Consider the following 18345-nt stretch of genomic DNA (forward strand, 5'->3'; position numbering starts at 1 on the left):
GGAAAAGTTTCGACGAGGAATATGCGCCTCCTGTCTGGCTGTTCAATCTTTCTGTCTAACTTGGCATTCCGGGTCTCGGGGCCAATGGCATGACGGGCATGTCGGGATTCGGCACCACCGGATCGGTTGTGTCGGTCGGGTTGGAGGGCTGCGTCGGCGTTGTCTGTGTATCAGTGGGGTCGGTCACGGCGGGAGTGTCCGGGGTAGCCGGATCGACCGGATTCAGCGGTCCGACGACCGGCGGCAGGTTCTCGATCCGAAGGGGGTCGAGCTGGATGGTGATCGGCGATCCCTGTTGCGCGGGGACGTTCGCCGTAGTGGATTTCTCGGTACCGGTGCCCGGACTCGCCGGGATGGGCTGGGATTCGGATGAGGTCGATTCCGCGTCGGATGACCACGACTGCGCCGTCGGCTGCGCGCCGAGAGCGGGTACTTCCGACGGGAGCGAGGTCGCTGAGTGCGAAACCGTGCCGGGCTGACTCGCCGCAGTGGCGGGCGTGGTGCCGGTGGGCAGGGGAGATTGTGCGTCGAGAATCCCGGGCGCTGAAATGGTCGGAGTGTGTCCGATGATGACCGCGGCCGCGCACCCCGACACCGTCAGAAAGACTGCGGCGGCGGCTGCGGCGATGATCGGTCGGCGCTCCGATCGCCACTGACGATTCAGCCAACCGTCGACGCTCGGTGCTTTCGTGCCCGGTACTTCCACGCCGGATTCCGGCTCAGGTTCGATCAGGACGAACGGCGGAAACTCCTCGATGGTGTCCTCTGGCTCGGCAAGATCGGTTGGCTCGGGTTCGGAACAGGTAGAGGTGATCGAGTAAGGCGCGGCCAACGCTGCGGCTCCGCGGGCTGCACTGTCGTCGGCATCCGGATCCGCGAGCCAGGCCGCAGAGGCTTTCTCTTCCGGAATCAGTTCGACGCCGTCGAGATCCATGCTGTCGAGTGCGCCGCGCAGTGCGTCGACGGAATCGCTCGACCAACCTGCCGGGATCACCGCAGAGATGTTCAGGTTCTGATCAGTGAGTGTTCGGACCTCCTTGACCAGGCAATACATTGCTGTCGCTACGAGTTCCTCTCCTCGCGTCATGTGCTCGGAGAAGTTGTCGGTATCGTCAGTTCCGACCCTGTCGAGGAACCCGCGCAAGCCGGTTGACCCCAACGCGGTTTCACCTAGCTGCACGGTGCCGTCAGGAGCGTGGTGCAGCACCGATTCGCGTTCGAGGATCACTGGTTCCGAGTCGGGTTTCGCGATCGCAGCAATGCTTCGTTTATTGCCGACGGCGAGTTCGACTCCCCACTTCATAGCGATCCCCGTTTCACAGTTACCGAACTTTGCTCGGCATGCATGTCCTGATTCCTGTGAAAACTATCACTTAAACGGATATACGCAACCCTCCGGACAATATGCAGCTAACTATTTGTTCGGCGGTGTCATGCTGCGAAGGATGGTGAGTAGTTCCGAACGAGACTGCGCCCCGACGCGCCGCTTGATGCGTGCGACATGGTGCTCGACGGTTTTTGCGGAGATGTAGAGGCGTTCGCCGATTTCCCGATAGGTCAGGCCGACGACGACGAGTTCGGCAACTTCTTGTTCGCGCTCGGTCAGTACCGACGGTGGTGCCGCGCTGTCGGTCGAATCGGTTGCATTGGTCTCGGCCGTCGACGTTGTGCGTAGCGAGCGCGCAACGTGGAGCAATGCGGTGGCCGATTTGGTGTCCGGTGTGCGCAATGCTGCTTCGCCCGCCAAGCGGGCCGCGTCCCAGGGCAGCCCGATGCGGTTGAGCGTTCGCGCTGCAGCTTCCACGTCGTCTGCGTCGACGCTGCCCTGCATGAGTAGAAGCCACTGGCGTCCGGCGGTCGCCAAACCGGCTGCGTAAGTGTGGGTTTTGGCTGATTCCGCGAGTGTATGGGCGTGTGGAAGGAGATCGGCCGGTGACTGCGAGAGGATCGACGCCTGGACGCCGTACCAATGCAGCGGCGAAGACCACAGCGGAGGCTCGCCGAGTGCTCGGAGGAGCGTGCGTGCGTCGTCGACCAGATGCTCGACCTGCTCGGCCTCGTCGAGTCGTACTGCCGCAAGCCACAGTTCGCCGATGGGAAGCAAATTGAAGAGATCCACGCTGCAGGACGAGAGGGTGCCGGCTGCGCCCGACCAGGCGCGCCGCAGCTGGGCGAGATCGCCGGAGCGTCGAGCGAGACCCACGATCATGGCATGCAGAAACAGTGCGTCACGCTCACGGAGGGGGCCGCGGACTACCTCCTCCGGTAGATCTTCGACAGCAGTGTCGTGCCCACGGGTCATCGCGATCCACGCGTCGAGAAGGTGAAGCCGCGCCCACGTGTGACTGCTTGCGTCGTCGGCGGCGATCGCGGCCGCGACGACAGCGGCGGCCCGTTCATGGGCGCCGTTGTGCAGGAGTGCAAGAGCTACCAGTGCCGGGGCGGAATCAGGCTGGAATTCAGATGTGCCGGAGCCGCCGGGGAGCGAAAGTGCGCGCGACATCGTGTTGAGCGCACTCGGTGCACTCCCCGTGACCGATTGCATCAGTCCATTGGCCAGTGTGGCAGCGCCGACCGTGGAGCTCGACGGTGATCCAGTATGCCCGGCGAGCGCCGCGTTCGCGTCATCGACGTTGCCGATGCCGAGGAAGGTGATTGCGGCGAAGGGGGATTCGGTTTCGGTGCGCCCTGGCCCGAGCCAGGTGTAGAGATCTGCGGCGGCGCGGAGTTGGCCGCATGCTGCGGACGAAGCTGCGCGGATTCGCACCGCCGCAGCCAGTCTCGCGTTGTCGAGATCGGGTTCGGCGATGACGGAATCGGCCAGGCGGCAGGCAGTGTCGAGGTCACCACTCCGAGCCGAGACCTGGGCGTACAGCAGCGTGTCCGCCACGCCGAGAGGCTCGATCGAATTCACACGACGAAAAAGATCTGCCGCGACCGTCGGCGTGCTCGCGTCGACTGCGTCTCGTAGTACAGCCGTGAGATCGCGGTGGCGGATGCCGGAGTCGAAAAGTCTTCGTGCTGTATCGATATCGAGGGTTCTCGCGTTCGCTCGTGATTCGACGATTCTGATCAGCTCGCTGCGGATACGTCCTGTGCTGGTCGACTCTGCCACAACGCTCGCGACGAGAGGTGATCGCGAACCGAACAGTCCGGTAGCCAGTGCTCGGTCGAATGCCGCTGTGAGGCTGAACTTCTCCTGTCCCAGATCGAGCTCGAAAGCGTCGATGTCCGGGACGGCGAATGAAACCTCGAGGATCTCACGCTCGATCGGATGCAGAGCGGTGACCTGATGGAGGATGTGTGTGCGTACGGCTGTCGCCATTTCCGGGCGGCCCGCCGAGGCGGCGGTGAAATACGCTTCGACGGCCCCGAAGGAACCACCGGCCAGATGCTCGAGCGTCAGCACGGCACGATCGTCGAGCGGAACTCTTCGCTCCGCGGCGATCTTCCGAATATCTGACCGGTTCAACGGGTTCAGATGTAGGACGGTACCGAAACTCGAGATGTTCGAGTAGATCGGTGCGAGTGGAGGATCGATCCGATCGGAGGCGATGACAACTCCGAGGTCGTCACGTTGAACCAGTTCGTTCAGGGCACGGATTTCATCGGAGGTCAGAGCCTGTGCGTCTGCGATCACCACAATCGCATCGGCCGGGGCGTCATGCGTGACGACGGTGACCACAGTTCTGTCACCAGATTCGATCCTCTTGCGCACCGCCCTCGTCACTTGGGGCCGAGCGCTGGCGTCGGTCCCGGTGACGAACAGGCGCAGTGGCGATGCAGTCAGGTCGATGCCGCGCAAAAGTCCTGCAATGTAAGACGATTCGGTGCCGCTGTCACGGTTCATCGAAAGCCCGCCGGTCAGCGGATCGGCGCGGTGACGCCGCCGACGACACCACCGACCACGTTTCCGACACCACCGACGACGTTACCGAGACCTCCGACCACGCCGCCGACACCGTCCCCGACGCCGTCGACCAAACCGCCGACACCGTTGCCGATGCCGGTCGCAGCATCACCGATACCGGTTCCGACGCCTGCTCCGGGCGCGGGCGCCGGTGCCGGGGCGGGAGCCGGTGCGGGCGCCGGGGCGCCGGGTGCGGCAGGTGCAGGCGCCGACTGGGCGGTCTCACCTGGTGCGGGAGCAGATCCAGCTGGTGCGCCGGCAACCGGAACTGCCCCTGGTACCGTCGTCGAACCGCCTGCGGCAGCAGGAGAGCCGGGCTGATTGTTCTGAGTAACGTTGTTCGCAGTCGTGGATCCGGTGCCTGCTGCTTCGGCTGCCGTGGTGCTGCCGGGGGTAGAGCCCGGCGTGGTCGAAGCGGTGGACGAGGTGGACTCACTGGTGGTGTCCGCCGAACTGGACGGAACGTTGATCTTGTCCATGGCCGTTCCGATTCCGAGTCCGCCTGCGGCGAGCACGATGAACGCTCCTACCACCGCAGCAACGACGCCCACCCTCGACGAGCGTCGAGTCGCCGTGTTCTCTTCCTCTGTCGGCTCGGCAAGCAACGGAGTCGAGAAGGCAGGAACCGGTGCGGGCTTGCGCGACGGCTCGGCGGGAATCACTGCAGTGGCGGCGGCCGGCACGTGCGAGTCTCGGGCGTCGAGGGCGAGTGCCGCGGCGCCGGACGCCGCGCACGACGCGGGATCGGCGTCGGCGATTACCGGAACACGAAGCTCCGCGGACAGTAGTTCGGCGACAAGGGGAATGGACGAGCTTCCGCCGGCCAGAACAACCTGATTGACATCACTGGACTCGACGCCGGCAGATCGCAGGCTTTCGCGAACCAAGGCCACCGATTCGGTGAGGGCGGGCCTGATCAGATCCTCGAGCTCGGAACGAACCAGTCGAATGTCGCTGACGGCGCCGGGAAGCGTCACGCGAGCAACGGTTTCCGTCTCGGTGGAAAGTTCCTCCTTGGCTGCGCGGGCTTGCTCGCGCAGAGTTTCCAGCGCTGCAATCGTCTCGGGAGCAAAGGGATCAAGGGTTGCGAAGTGGTCGGAAACCGCATCGAGCAGGTGCACGGTGACGAGGTGATCGAATTCGTCGCCGCCGATGTCCTCGCTGCGCAGTGGCTTTCCGAAGATCTCGCTTCGTCCGCCGGTCGTGGACATCATCGTGACGTCGAGCGAGCGAGCGCCGAGGTCGTAGACGACGGTCAGACCGTCGTTGGCAGCGTTTCCGGAAGCGGCGAGCCACGCCATGACGGCCGCGGGTTCGGCGACGAGAGTAGCCCCGTGAACCCCGGCGTCGTCCAGCGCGGACTCCATGGTGCGTGCTGTGTGACGATTCCACCCCACCGGGTGAGCCAGGACAACAGCTGGACCTTCTTCGCCGCCAGCCTGGCCGACGAGCGCGCCTACCGCTGTCGCTGCGAGAGACTCGCCGCGGTACTCGGTACCGTCGGCGGCAAGTATCGGGATCGGGTCTCCGACGCGCTCGACAAATCCGGTGATGACGGTTCCGTCGTCCAATTGCAGCGCACTGGGTAAGCGGACCTGTTGCGTTTCACCGGTCGAGCCGTCGGTGACAGCTACGAGAGTGGCCGAACCGATGCTGATGCCGAGCCCTGCCGCCATGAACGAACTCCCCTGGTCGTGGGCGACAGAAGGACTGTCGCGGTTGTCTGCGATGTCGGTTTCAGGACCTAGATCGTTACCGGATCGGAGGCGTCGCGGCGAAGTAGGGGACCGATCCCCTAATCGGAGCAAATCCCCCTATTCCGAGCGGGCGTACCCCGTAGGGGGCTTCCCCGTCTGTCCACGCAGAAGAGGGGGGTGCTCCCCGTTGGCCCCAGTCGCAAAAGTTCTTAGCGTTGATTCCACTCGCTACCTCTGGCAGCGCACCAGTTTCCGGATCACCGGCAACAACCCACCGGCAACAACCCGGTCAACGACCTTCAGGAGAACCCGCCATGGCAACGAACGCCGTACTCGAATTCATCCTCGGGCTACTTCGTGACGACGAGGCAGCTGCCAACTACTGCGCCAACCCGACCGCGGCACTCAACGCTGCCGGTCTGTGCGACGTCAGCCCCGCCGACATCGTCGCCGTCGCTCCGCTGGTTGCCGAGTCCGGACTGTTTGCCGGTGGCGGCGCCGACCTGTCCGCGATCGTCAACGCCGGCGCGTCCGCTGCGGGTGCCATCGGCGGCGGTCTCGGAATCGGTGGTGGTCTCACCGGTGGACTGGGTGGCGGCCTCGGCGGCAGCCTGGGTCTCGGTGCCGGTGCAGGCCTCGGAGTCGGAGGCGCCCTCGGCGGCCAGTTCGACCTGGTCGGCGACTTCGCAGCAGCCCTCAGCGCTGCGCTTGCCATCGGCGGCGAGATCAGTGCCGACCTCGGCGCAGCCTTCGGCGCCGTCATCGAAGCCGGCCTGGGCCTCGGCGGTGCACTCGATCTCGAAGGAGCTCTCGATCTGGGCGCACAGCTCAGCGCGGCTCTGGGCGGCGCCCTCGGAGTGACCGGCGGTCTGACCGCGGAACTGGGCGCAGCCCTCGACGCCGCCATCGGCGCGGTCGGCGGACTCGACCTGACGGCGGGGCTCAGCGGAGCCCTCGCACCCGTCTTTGCCATCGGTGGCGACCTCGGAGCCGACCTCGGACTGGCTCTCGGTGGACTCCTCGGCGGCGCAGCAGACCTCAGCGGTCTCCTCGACATCGGCGGCGAACTGGGCGCGAGCCTGACCGGCGCACTGGAATCCGCCCTTGCACTGGGCGGCGGCCTCGATCTGGCCGGCGCTCTGACGGGCGACCTCAGCACGGCGTTGTCCGGCGCGCTCTCCGGTGTCCTGGGAGCCGGCGGCACGATCGGCGCTGATCTGGGTGCATCACTCGGCGGCGTCCTCGGAGCGATCACGGATGTCAGCGTTCTCACCGATATCGCGGGCGGCCTCGATCTCGGTGCAGCCCTGAGCGGCGCACTCGGAGGAGCGCTCGGCGTCGGCGGCGGCTTGGAAACTGCACTCGGCGGCGCACTCGACGCAGCACTGGGCCTCGGCGGAGGACTCGACCTCGACGCCGTACTCGGCGGGGGTGCAGACCTGGGCGCGCAGCTCAGCGCGGCACTCTCCGGCGCCCTCGGTGCCGGCGGAACGGTCGGAGCCGACCTGGGCGGCGCACTCGGTGGACTGCTCGGGGGAGCACTCGACCTCGAAGGCGGTCTCGGCGCAGACCTCGCAGCGGCTCTGGGCGGCGGTGCGAATCTGTCGACGGCTCTCGAAGGTGTCCTCGGTTCGGCACTCGGCGTCGATGCCGGGCTGGCGGGCGGTCTCGGCGGCGCACTCGACGCAGCGCTGGGCGCAGGCGGACTTACCGGAATCGACCTCGGTGGTGCACTCGGCCTGGGCGGCGAAGCAGGCTTGGCAGCCGGTGTGGCTGCGGCTCTCGACACCGCTCTCGCAGGTGCAGGCGGCTTGGGTGCTGTCGGTTCCGTGGGCACGGACCTCACCGGCGCGCTGGATGGTGCGCTGGGCGCCGGCCTCGGGCTGGGGGGCTCTCTCGACAGCGTTCTCGGTGCCGAAGGCGCACTCGGTGGAGCGCTGGACACGGCACTGAACCTCGGCGGAATCGACACCGGTTCGATCGGCGCCGACCTGCCCTCCGTCGACCTCGGCGCAGTGAACCTTGGCCCGATCTCCGCTGAACTGCCTTCCGTCGACCTCGGAAGCATCGCGGCAGACGGCCTGAACCTCGGTGGTGTGACCGGCGACCTCGGAGCAACGGTGGGCGGTGCTCTGGACGCAACAGCAGGTCTCGACGCAACAGCAGGTCTCGACGCCGCCACGAACGCTGCGGCTGGTTTGGGTGGGTCGCTCGGCGGAGCACTGAACGGCGTCACCGATCTCGGTGGATCGCTCGGCGGGGCTGTCGGAGCAGTCACCGACGTGACAGGTTCGATCGGTGCCGACGCAGCCGCGGCTGCCGGTGGCACCGTCGACGGTGGCGGTACCGTTGGCGGCGGCGGAGTCGCTGACCTGGGTGGATCCCTCGGTGGAGCAGTCAGCGGCGTGTCCGACCTGACAAGTTCCTTGACCGGTGCGCTGAACCCGTGGTCGTCGATCGATGCGACCGACGCTTTCGGTGCGGGCTCCGATTCGGGACTGAGCGCCGATACCGGACACTCGCTCTTCGCCGAGGATTCGGTTGCAGCACCGGTCGATCACATCGACCCGGTTGCGGTTGTCGACCACCTGCATCCCTGATCTGCTGACGCAGGAACTGAAATCGGTCAAAATGACCTGATGTAACAAATCCGGCCCTGCGTGCGCTATGCGTTCGCAGGGCCGGATATTCGAGTCGGGAAGAATTGCGGGTCAACGTAGCTCATGAGTGATTCAGCGAGTCAGGTAAGCAGTCGGAAGGCGCGCGTCGCGTCGTCGACGGCGTCGTTGCTCGAACGAACAGCCGTCGTGGCGAAGGATTTCGGGCGCACGGATCTGGTGCGCCGACTCGAGAATGCTCAGGTCAGAGTCAATGATCCACGTATTCGTATCGTGGTGGTCGGTCCCCTCAAACAGGGCAAGAGCCAGTTCGTCAATTCTCTGCTCGGCATCGACGTGTGTTCGGTCGGTGACGACGAGACCACTGCCGTGGCGACGGTCGTGCAGTACGCGGAGACCGCGGTCGCCGAATTGATTCTCGCCGATCCGGGTGCGGCGCCCATCCGGGTGCCCCTCCCGCTCGAAGAACTGATGGGGATCACCCCGGCCACGCCTCGCGCCGAAGGGCGTGAAGTTCTGCGTGTGGAAGTGGGTGTTCCCAGTCCGCTGTTGGCCGACGGTTTGGTTCTGATCGACACCCCCGGTGTCGGTGGTCATGGAAATCCGCATGCTGCAGGAACATTGGGATTGATCACTGCGGCCGATGCCGTGTTGGTTCTGTCGGACTCCAGTCAGGAGTTCACCGAACCCGAGCTGGGATTCATCCGCCAGGTCGTCAATCTGTGTCCTGCGGTGGCCGGTCTGATCAGCAAGACCGATCTGTACCCGCACTGGCGACAGATCCTCGACGCCGATCGCGGACATCTCCAGCGCGCCGGGTTGGACCTGCCGCTCATTCCGATCTCCTCGGTACTGCGGTCGCACGCACTGAGGCTGGGGGACAAGGAACTCGAGACGGAATCCGGATTTCTGGACCTCTATCAGTTCCTGCGGGACAACGTGGTTGCGCGTGCCGAGTCGAACACGCGACGCGCAGTTGCGATGGACGTGCGTTCCTCGGCAGCACATCTGACGTTGGAGATGGGCAGTGAGCTTGCGGCGCTGAAGGATCCGTCCACCGCTCAAGCGGCGGTCGCCGGCCTGCAGCGTGCCCGGGCAGCGGCCGAGGAACTGCACAAGAAGACCTCGCTCTGGCAACAGAGCCTCGGCGACGGCATTGCAGACCTTGCCGCCGACATCGATCACGACCTCCGGGACCGGTTGCGCCGGGTCACCCGCCAGGCCGAAGAGACGGTCGACGAAGGCGATCCAGGTAAGGACTGGGACGTAGTGGGGGAGTGGCTCGAACAGGAGATCGCCACCGCTATCGGTGACAACTTCGTGTGGGCTCACGATCGAGCTCAATGGTTGGCAGAAGTTGTGGCGCAGCACTTCGCGGAGACCGGCGACGTCGCGCTCCCGCATCTCGACGTCGCCGACACCGACGGTTTCCTGGAACCGGTTGGCGCGTTGTCGGACCTCGAATCCGGCCGTATCGGCATCACTCAGAAGGTCCTGGTCGGCATGCGCGGCTCGTACGGCGGCGTATTGATGTTCGGCTTGATCACCACGATGATGGGCATGGCACTGGTCAACCCGATCTCCATCGGAGCCGGGGTTCTGCTGGGTACCAAGGCTTATCGCGAAGACAAACAAGCACAGGTGCTCAAGCGTCGGGCCGAGGCGAAAGCGGCTATCCGACGGTTCGCCGACGACGTCAGCTTCCAGGTGGGCAAGGAGTCGAAGGACCGCCTCCGCCTGGTGCAGCGGCTTCTGCGGGATCATTTCACCGACATCGCCGAGCAGGCGCTGCGCTCGATCAACGAATCCCTCCGCGCCACGCAGGAAGCTGCGCAGTTGGAGTCGAGCGAACACGCCGCTCGTATCAAGCGTCTGGAGACCGACATGCGCGTCGTCTCAGAGCTTGACGCCGTTGCCGGAACGCTGATCGGCGAAACTCCCGCTCCTGCTCCGGCAAAGGTGACCAACGCATGAGTGCCACGACCGCCGTGACCGCTGTGGAGTCGGCACATGCTCTGATCGACCAGGCCAGACGGGTCTACGCGGACCAGCCGCAGACGCGAGCCCAGTTGGACGAATGCGCTGCCCGACTCGGCGAGCCACTCCGAGTGGCGCTCGCCGGCTCCCTCAAGGCGGGGAAGTCGACGCTGCTCAATTCGCTTGTCGGACAGGATATAGCGCCTACCGACGCGACGGAGTGCACGCGCGTCGTCACCTGGTATCGGAACGGGACAACGCCCCAGGTGACTGCGACGGCTGAGAACGGTGCCGAGTTCAACGTACCGGTGACGCGCCGCGACGGCAGGCTCACGTTCGATCTGGGGGAGTACACCGCAGACTCGGTGGACCGCATCGACGTCGACTGGCCGTCTTCGGCATTGGCTCGTACGACGATCATCGACACCCCAGGTACGTCGTCGCTCTCGACCGAGGTTTCGGCCCGAACCTGGGACATGCTGGTTCCCGATGGTGGTGCGCCCGGCGCGGACGCGGTGGTCTACCTGCTGCGCGCCCTGAACGCCAGTGACATGCAGTTCCTCGGGAAGATCGCTGATCATGTCGGCGGAGAATCCGGCCCGCTCGGAGTGATCGGTGTTCTCTCGCGTGCCGACGAGGTCGGCGCAGGCAGGCTCGATGCGTTGTCTTCGGCGAAGGACGTCGCGGCACGATTTGCCGAGGAATTGGAGCGAACCGGCCTGTGCCAGTCGGTGGTTCCCGTGGCAGGTCTGCTGGCACTCGCCGCACGGACGATGCGGCAGAGCGAGTTCGCTGCCTTCTCGGCGCTCGCGCAGGTTTCATCCGAGGATCTGAGCCTGGCCTTGCTCTCCGCGGATCGTTTTGCCAGGCAGGACAGTCCGCTCCCGGTCGACGCGGCGATGCGGGCGCAATTGGCCGATCGGTTCGGGCTCTTCGGAATTCGCCTCGCCGTGACGTCGATAAAGCTGGGTGCCACTGATTCGCCGAGTCTGGCAGCCGAATTGCTGGAGCGAAGCGGACTGGACGACCTTCGTCAGGTGATCGACGTTCAGTTCGGGCAGCGCGCGGATCAACTGAAATCGCACACCGCGCTGGTGACGTTGGGCCGAATCCTCGAAGCCGATCCGAGTGAGGAAGGCGATCTGATCGCGGCGGAGGCACAACGGTTGCTTGCCGATGTTCACGGTTTCCACGAACTTCGCCTGCTCGGGCGACTTCGTTCGGTACACACAGATCTGCCACCCGACGACCTGGCACAACTACAAAGGCTGATCGGTGGCTACGGAATCCGGGCCAGTGACCGGTTGGGCTGCGAACCGGAAGAATCGCCGGAGGTCCAGCGTGCGCGGGCTACCGCGGCTGTCCGGCGATGGCGGGAGTTGTCCAGGCATCCGCTCTTCGACAGGTTCACCTCCCGCGCCTGCCTGGTTGCTGCCCGCAGCGCCGAGGGCGTCTTGGCTGAAATTGTGCCCGAATAGGGACCCGTTCACTGTGCGAGCGCTTGGAGAGGGTTCTATCTTGAGTTCGGGATGACCCGGACATAACTCCCAGGTTCGGGTCCCACCTCGATGGGAGCACGCGCATGGCGAGTGACATCAAGTCCGCTTCACCGGATCGAGCCACCCTCGTCCTGGGGACGCTCATCCTGGTCGCTGCGGTCGCGAATCTCAATCTCTCGGTCGCGAATGTCGCGCTGCCGGACATCGGGCGGGCCTTCGACGCCAGCCAGACGCAACTGAACCTGATCGCGGTCGGGTACTCGTTGGGCCTGGCCGGAACGGTGCTCTACCTTGGGGCGTTGGGAGACCGATACGGCCGCAAGATGCTGCTGGTCACCGGCATGGCGCTGTCTATTCCGGCGTCGATCGTGGCTGGATTCGCCGGGAACTTCGAAGTGCTGTTCCTTGCTCGGATAGTCGGAGGCGTCTCGGCAGGTCTTGCATTCCCGACCACGCTGGCGATCATCACGGCGCTGTGGGCCGGACCGGCACGGACCAAGGCGATTGCCATGTGGTCCGCAATCGGTGGCGCGATTTCAGCACTCGGTCCGATCGTCTCGGGGGCGCTGCTCGAGCAGTTTCACTGGGGTTCGGTCTTCTTCGTCACCCTTCCGTTGGCTCTCGTGGCACTGATCTGTTCGCTGGTGTTGGTGCCCGCGCACGTCAACGAGACGACCGAGCGAGTTGATCACCTCGGAGGCATAGTGTCGATCGTCTTCATCGGGGCGCTGGTGCTGTCCATCAACTTTGCGCCGGTGAAGGGTTCGGGCACGTTGGCTCTGGTGCTCGGGGCGATAGCGGTCGTCGCGGGTATCGGGTTCTTCCTGCAACAGCGACGCGCGGTCAATCCGCTGTTCGATCTTCACGTAGCTGCGCGCCCGACCTTCTGGGTCGCGGCGGTGGGCGGGTTGGTCGTGTTCGGTTCGCTCATGGGCGCGATGTTCATCGGCCAGCAGTTCCTGCAGAACGTCCTCGGCTACTCGACGCTGGCAGCCGGTGCGGCGATCATTCCGGCTGCGCTGGCGATGGTGATCGTTGCGCCGCGCTCGGCGACCATGATCGAAAGGTACGGCGCCCGCGTCACGCTGCTCTCCGGCTACCTGTTCGTGGTTCTCGGGTTGTTTGTCGCGCTTTTCCTGTGGAACGAAAGCACACAGTATTGGCAGGTCGCGCTGGCCTATGCGCTTGTCGGGATCGGGGTCGGCCTGGCAGGCACACCGGCATCGCGTTCGCTGACCGGATCCGTTCCCGTGCACCGCGCTGGTATGGCGTCGGGAACCTCGGACCTGCAACGCGACCTGGGCGGCGCCATCATGCAGTCGATTCTCGGCGGAATACTCACGGCCGGGTACGCAAAATCGTTGGGGAATGCGATCTCGTCCTCGCCGAACGCATCCGAGGTGACTCCCGAAACTCAGGCCGCGCTCACCAAATCTTTCTCCAGCGCCGAAGTTCTCGCGGAACGCTACCCGCAATACGCGGACCAAATCATGACCGCCGCCAAAAACGCCTTCCTGGACGGGGATACAAACGCCTACATCGCGGCGATCATCATCGTGTGTGCCGGTGCCGCGGTGGTGACGTTCTTCTATCCGCGCCGCGAGCGCGAACGTGTCCTGCTGGCGCAGTACGCGGCAGAATCCGATCTCGCCGCGGAGAAGAGTTGAGCGCGCTCTGGTACTGATGAAGGATGCCACAGCTACTTCACATCGATTCGTCTGCCGAACTCCACAACTCGACCTCTCGTGATCTCACCGCCCTGTTCGCTCAGCAGTGGTCGAACAACAGTCCGGATCACACGACGGTGACGGTGGACCTGCACCGGGATCCCTTGCCGCACCTCGCGGACGCGGCTCTGCACTATGCACCACGTTTGCGGGTCGAGGGAGAGATTCCGGATCCCGCCGCGGAAGCACTACAGGCTCGGGTCATCGAGCAACTTACCGCTGCAGACGTAGTCGTGATCGGCGCGCCGATGTACAACTGGTCGATCCCGTCGACGTTGAAGGCGTGGATAGATTACGTGCACGTCCTGGGGACTACGGTGCCTTTCGACACGCGCACTCAGCCGCTCGCAGGTAAGCCCGTGGTGATCGTGTCCAGCCGTGGGAACACCTATGCGCCGGGCTCGGGGAACGAGGCCAACGATCACACCGTCCCGCCACTCGTTCAGGTGCTCGGGGTGTCGATGGGAATGGATGTCTCCGTCATCACCGCGGAACTGACTTTGGCGCAGCGTATTCCGGCGATGGCACCGCTGATCGAGCAGGGTGACGCGAGCCTGCGTGCTGCCCGGGAGTCGTTGACCGAGCTGGCCCGTACCTTGGGGGCCTGATCAGGAAGTTCGACCAGGTTCAGGTGAGAAGCGAGATCATCGACGCCACGTCAGCCGGCTCTACGTCGTAACCCGGGAAGTAGCAGCACACTTCGTCGGCATGCTCGCCGAACCGCCGCCGAATCTCGGCAGCACACTCTTCGGGGGTGCCGACGACGGCGAGTGTGGTCAGCATCGGATCGGTGATCAGTGATGCCATGTCGGCGTAACCACCTCGCTTCGACAGGGCATTGAGTTCCGGTTGGACCTCGCCCCACCCTTCGACGTCGAGCACCGGACGGTATGCGGGCGTCGAACCGTAGAACGAGAGCAGGGCTCGGACGCCTCGGGCGGCCGCGGCAAGTTGATCGTCGCCGCGGCCGACGCCGACGATGACCTGCGGGATGATCGTGAATTCGTCTCGGGTGCGGCCGGATTCACGGAGGCCGGCATCGACGGCCGGAAGTGTTCGTTCGAGGAAATGGCGTTGCGTGTGGAACGGCATGACCAGGAGTCCGTCGGCCACCTCCGCCGCCGTCCGGGTCATCACCGGTCCGAGCGCACCCATCAGGATGGGCGGCGGTCCATAGGGATTGGGGCCTGGATCGAACGTCGGGGGCATCAGAGTGTGGGTGAAGAACTCGCCGCGGAAGTTCAGCGTCGAGGTGTTCTCCCACGCCGTGAAGATCGCCTTGACCGCTGCGACCGTCTCCTTCATGCGGGCCGCTGGACGCGACCACGTTGCGCTGTAGCGTTTTTCGATGTGCGGTTTGATCTGCGATCCGAGACCGAGGCGAAAGTGGCCGCGACTGAGCAACTGTAGGTCGTTGGCCGAATGCGCCAGATGCATGGGACTGCGGGGGAATGCGATGGCGACGTTGGTCATCAGGTCGAGGTCGACGGCCGATGCCGCTTCGACGAGCGGGAAGAACACGTCGTGTGGTCCCTCGAAGGTGAACAGGCCACCGGCGCCGGTGTCCGCGAGTTCACGGCTGCGAGCAGCGCCCGCGCCCGGCGCGGAGTCGAGTTGTACGTGAACCTTCATCGGCGTACTCGCAGCCAGGTGCTGACACCGGGAGCAAACGGAGCGATCGCCGCCACTGCTACAAGGACGCAGTAGAGAATCGGACCCCATCTCAGAACTCCGGCGCCGATATCCGCGGCGCCGTCGACCAGAGACATGAAGCCGAGTCCGGCCGCGATGCTGAGGGCTCCGACGATCGCCGTCATCACCCGCCCGGCGTTCTTGCGGGCACGGAGGAGTTGAAGGCTCATGAGTGCGAGCAGGATCAGGACGAGAGCGCCGCCGCCACTGCCGGCCAGGACGACCGTCACGGCATCGGAGATGTCGGTGGACGAGTATCCGGGATTGTCGCGCGCAGTCGATTCTTCGAGGGCTGACCGGACGTCGTCGAGGCTGGTGACTACCACTCCGGCGATACCGGCCAGGACGACGAACGAGCCGATCCAGGCAGAGGTGGACAAGGTCACGGCCTTGGGCATCTCGTCGTTCGCTGCAGGTCGGAGCGGCCGAACCGAGACGTCGGGTCGCTCGGGTGCCGGGCGCGCCGGCGCCGGTCGAGCAGGTCGAACGGGAGAATTGTCGGGATCGGTCACCGGCCGATCGTAGCCATTCGGAGAGATTCGGACGTGATGTGGCGCACTTTTTCGGCTTTTCGGGGAAGGCGGGAACAAATCTACGTGGGCTGTAGTTGACCATTTCGACAAGCTTGAGCGCCCTCGGCTCAACTTCAAGTTGACTCCCGGCCACGGTCGGAGGCAAACTTGAGCGGAGGACGCTCACCAAGCGAAAAACTCGCGGTCATGTTCGAGATCAACCACTCGGGCAGAGAACCGCAGAACGAAAGGTAGGAACACTATGGCTCGTGCAGTCGGTATCGATCTCGGTACGACCAACTCGGTAGTTGCAGTGCTGGAGGGCGGCGAGCCCGTAGTGGTCGCCAACGCCGAAGGCTCACGTACCACCCCCTCGGTGGTCGCATTTGCCAAGAACGGCGAGGTTCTCGTCGGTCAGCCCGCGAAGAACCAGGCAGTCACGAACGTCGACCGCACCCTCCGCTCCGTCAAGCGCCACATCGGCACTGACTGGAACGTGGAAATCGACGGCAAGAAGTACACGCCGCAGGAAATCAGCGCCCGCACGCTCATGAAGCTCAAGCGTGACGCGGAGGCTTACCTCGGCGAAGACATCACCGACGCCGTCATCACCGTCCCCGCATACTTCGAGGACGCACAGCGTCAGGCAACCAAGGAAGCCGGCCAGATCGCCGGCCTCAACGTCCTTCGTATCGTCAACGAGCCCACCGCGGCTGCACTGGCATACGGACTGGACAAGGGTGACACCGAGCAGACCATTCTGGTCTTCGACCTCGGTGGCGGCACCTTCGACGTCTCCCTGCTCGAAATCGGCGACGGCGTCGTCGAGGTTCGCGCAACCTCCGGTGACAACCACCTCGGTGGCGACGACTGGGACGAGCGCGTCGTCGCTTGGCTGGTCGACAAGTTCAAGGCTCAGAACGGCATCGATCTGACCAAGGACAAGATGGCCCTGCAGCGTCTGCGTGAGGCTGCGGAGAAGGCGAAGATCGAGCTCTCCAGCTCGCAGAGCACCTCCATCAACCTCCCGTACATCACGGTCGACGCGGACAAGAACCCGCTCTTCCTGGACGAGCAGCTCTCCCGCAGCGAGTTCCAGAAGATCACCTCGGACCTGCTCGATCGCACCCGTGCGCCGTTCCAGGCAGTGATCAAGGACAGCGGAATCGCTGTCAAGGACATCGACCATGTCGTGCTCGTCGGTGGCTCCACCCGTATGCCGGCAGTCTCCGATCTGGTTCGTGAACTGACTGGTGGCCGTGAGCCCAACAAGGGTGTCAACCCGGACGAGGTCGTCGCCGTCGGCGCCGCACTCCAGGCCGGCGTGCTCAAGGGCGAGGTCAAGGACGTTCTGCTCCTCGACGTCACGCCGCTTTCCCTCGGTATCGAAACCAAGGGTGGCGTGATGACCAAGCTCATCGAGCGCAACACCACCATCCCCACGAAGCGTTCCGAGACCTTCACCACCGCTGACGACAATCAGCCTTCGGTGCAGATCCAGGTCTTCCAGGGTGAGCGCGAAATCGCTTCGCACAACAAGCTGCTCGGCTCCTTCGAGCTCACCGATCTGCCGCCCGCCCCGCGTGGCGTTCCGCAGATCGAGGTCACCTTCGACATCGACGCCAACGGCATCGTGCACGTGACGGCGAAGGACAAGGGCACCGGCAAGGAAAACACGATCAAGATCCAGGACGGCTCCGGTCTGTCCAAGGAAGAGATCGAGCGCATGGTCAAGGACGCCGAGGCTCACGCCGAGGAAGACAAGGCACGTCGCGAAGAGGCAGAGGTCCGCAACCAGGCCGAGTCGCTGGTCCACCAGACGGAGAAGTTCGTCAAGGAGCAGCGTGAAGGTGAGAACGCGGGCAAGGTCTCCGAGGAGATCCTGACCAAGGTCGAGGCAGCGGTCAAGGATGTCAACGACGCCCTGGCAGGCACCGACATCGCTGCAGTGAAGACCGCAGTGGAGAAGCTGGGCACCGAGTCGCAGGCTCTGGGCCAGGCCATCTACGAGGCTTCCGCTGCAAACGAGGCCGGAAACACCGACGGCGCAGGCAATGACGACGACGTCGTCGACGCCGAGGTTGTCGACGAGCCCACCGACTCGGACAAGAAGTGACCTCGGACAACTCCGAGAACAACCCGGTCGACCCCGAGACCGGTGCACAGGGAGAGGCGGCGGGGGAATCCCTGCCGCCGCTCGACTCGGAAGACACAGGGGTAGTTCAGGAAGCAGAGTCGATCGTGGAGGAAGCATCCGCCACCGATCAGCTCGCCGAACGAACTGCGGATCTGCAGCGACTTCAGGCGGAGTTCACCAACTACCGTCGTCGCGTCGAGCGTGACAAGCAGGTCATCAAGGAAACCGCGCGCGCTTCGGTCATCACCGAACTCATCGGAATCCTCGACGACCTGGATCGCGCTCGGGCACACGGTGACCTCGAATCAGGTCCACTGCGTGCACTCGCGGACAAGCTCAACACGACCCTGACGGGTCTGGGTTTGACCGACTTCGGTAACGAGGGCGACGATTTCGATCCCGCACTCCACGAAGCGGTGCAGCATGAAGGCGAAGGCCACGACCCCGTACTCGGGACGGTCATGCGCAAGGGTTACAAGCTCGGCGACCGGGTCCTTCGGACCGCAATGGTGGCCGTGACGGACCGGGTAGGCGACAAGCCTGCAGACGGTTCAGAACAAGAAGCGAAGTAAGAGT

General features: G+C 64.6%; 12 protein-coding genes. 7 read left to right on the forward strand and 5 right to left on the reverse strand.

The window, feature by feature from the left end; translation table 11 throughout:
• Positions 1–55 precede the first annotated feature (55 nt).
• The 3 genes from FEZ59_RS22395 to FEZ59_RS22405 form a co-directional block, all read right to left on the reverse strand.
• On the reverse strand, positions 56–1303 hold the full coding sequence (locus FEZ59_RS22395) for a hypothetical protein (protein ID WP_020968770.1): 1248 nt from the start codon (positions 1301–1303) through the stop codon (positions 56–58).
• A gap of 111 nt (positions 1304–1414) precedes the next feature.
• A complete protein-coding gene (locus FEZ59_RS22400) occupies positions 1415–3850 on the reverse strand; it encodes a LuxR C-terminal-related transcriptional regulator (RefSeq protein WP_172933239.1) in 2436 nt (811 codons plus the stop codon).
• Positions 3851–3864: 14 nt separating this feature from the next.
• Complete coding sequence (locus FEZ59_RS22405; RefSeq protein WP_172933240.1) at positions 3865–5586, reverse strand: Hsp70 family protein; 1722 nt, start codon at positions 5584–5586, stop codon at positions 3865–3867.
• A 335-nt stretch (positions 5587–5921) separates the two neighbouring features.
• Here FEZ59_RS22405 and FEZ59_RS30305 point away from each other — a divergent pair, with 335 nt between their 5' ends.
• The 5 genes from FEZ59_RS30305 (at position 5922) to FEZ59_RS22430 (ending at position 14036) form a co-directional block, all read left to right on the forward strand.
• Positions 5922–8207, forward strand: a complete 2286-nt coding sequence (locus tag FEZ59_RS30305; RefSeq protein ID WP_046378121.1) for an IniB N-terminal domain-containing protein — start codon at positions 5922–5924, stop codon at positions 8205–8207.
• Between the two features lie 123 nt (positions 8208–8330).
• Positions 8331–10199: a dynamin family protein gene (locus FEZ59_RS22415; RefSeq protein WP_172933241.1), complete on the forward strand. Its 1869-nt coding sequence runs from the start codon at positions 8331–8333 to the stop codon at positions 10197–10199.
• Positions 10196–11680: a dynamin family protein gene (locus tag FEZ59_RS22420; protein WP_172933242.1), complete on the forward strand. Its 1485-nt coding sequence runs from the start codon at positions 10196–10198 to the stop codon at positions 11678–11680. The genes FEZ59_RS22415 and FEZ59_RS22420 overlap by 4 nt, the downstream gene beginning before the upstream one ends.
• A 104-nt stretch (positions 11681–11784) precedes the next feature.
• Positions 11785–13368 (forward strand): MFS transporter, encoded by a 1584-nt coding sequence (locus FEZ59_RS22425; RefSeq protein WP_019749380.1) that lies wholly within the window; start codon positions 11785–11787, stop codon positions 13366–13368.
• A gap of 23 nt (positions 13369–13391) precedes the next feature.
• Entirely contained in the window at positions 13392–14036 is a 645-nt protein-coding gene (locus FEZ59_RS22430) for an NAD(P)H-dependent oxidoreductase (RefSeq protein WP_019749381.1), read from the forward strand.
• A 19-nt stretch (positions 14037–14055) separates the two neighbouring features.
• Here FEZ59_RS22430 and FEZ59_RS22435 read toward each other — a convergent pair whose 3' ends face one another.
• Together FEZ59_RS22435 and FEZ59_RS22440 are read right to left on the reverse strand one after the other, a co-directional pair.
• On the reverse strand, positions 14056–15060 hold the full coding sequence (locus tag FEZ59_RS22435) for a TIGR03617 family F420-dependent LLM class oxidoreductase (protein ID WP_060939117.1): 1005 nt from the start codon (positions 15058–15060) through the stop codon (positions 14056–14058).
• Positions 15057–15632: a hypothetical protein gene (locus tag FEZ59_RS22440; RefSeq protein ID WP_019749383.1), complete on the reverse strand. Its 576-nt coding sequence runs from the start codon at positions 15630–15632 to the stop codon at positions 15057–15059. Before FEZ59_RS22440 ends, FEZ59_RS22435 begins: the two co-directional genes overlap by 4 nt.
• 262 nt (positions 15633–15894) lie before the next feature.
• On the opposite strand from FEZ59_RS22440, the gene dnaK reads away from it, so the two are divergent.
• Both dnaK and grpE read left to right on the forward strand, forming a co-directional pair.
• On the forward strand, positions 15895–17748 hold the full coding sequence (dnaK, locus tag FEZ59_RS22445; protein ID WP_019749384.1) for a molecular chaperone DnaK: 1854 nt from the start codon (positions 15895–15897) through the stop codon (positions 17746–17748).
• Complete coding sequence (grpE, locus tag FEZ59_RS22450; protein WP_019749385.1) at positions 17745–18341, forward strand: nucleotide exchange factor GrpE; 597 nt, start codon at positions 17745–17747, stop codon at positions 18339–18341. Before dnaK ends, grpE begins: the two co-directional genes overlap by 4 nt.
• Positions 18342–18345: the final 4 nt, after the last annotated feature.

Origin of the sequence: Rhodococcus sp. MS13 (assembly GCF_013277835.1) — a bacterium.
GTDB classification, from domain to species: Bacteria; Actinomycetota; Actinomycetes; order Mycobacteriales; family Mycobacteriaceae; genus Rhodococcus_F; species Rhodococcus_F erythropolis.

Bases quoted from the DNA above. Each gene is read 5' to 3' on its own strand.
- FEZ59_RS22425 (WP_019749380.1), top strand. From the start codon at position 11,785: ATGGCGAGTGACATCAAGTCCGCTTCACCGGATCGAGCCACCCTCGTC.
- FEZ59_RS22400 (WP_172933239.1), bottom strand. From the start codon at position 3,850: ATGAACCGTGACAGCGGCACCGAATCGTCTTACATTGCAGGACTTTTG.
- FEZ59_RS22420 (WP_172933242.1), top strand. From the start codon at position 10,196: ATGAGTGCCACGACCGCCGTGACCGCTGTGGAGTCGGCACATGCTCTG.
- FEZ59_RS22405 (WP_172933240.1), bottom strand. From the start codon at position 5,586: ATGGCGGCAGGGCTCGGCATCAGCATCGGTTCGGCCACTCTCGTAGCT.
- FEZ59_RS22395 (WP_020968770.1), bottom strand. From the start codon at position 1,303: ATGAAGTGGGGAGTCGAACTCGCCGTCGGCAATAAACGAAGCATTGCT.
- FEZ59_RS30305 (WP_046378121.1), top strand. From the start codon at position 5,922: ATGGCAACGAACGCCGTACTCGAATTCATCCTCGGGCTACTTCGTGAC.
- FEZ59_RS22415 (WP_172933241.1), top strand. From the start codon at position 8,331: ATGAGTGATTCAGCGAGTCAGGTAAGCAGTCGGAAGGCGCGCGTCGCG.
- FEZ59_RS22430 (WP_019749381.1), top strand. From the start codon at position 13,392: ATGCCACAGCTACTTCACATCGATTCGTCTGCCGAACTCCACAACTCG.
- dnaK (WP_019749384.1), top strand. From the start codon at position 15,895: ATGGCTCGTGCAGTCGGTATCGATCTCGGTACGACCAACTCGGTAGTT.
- FEZ59_RS22435 (WP_060939117.1), bottom strand. From the start codon at position 15,060: ATGAAGGTTCACGTACAACTCGACTCCGCGCCGGGCGCGGGCGCTGCT.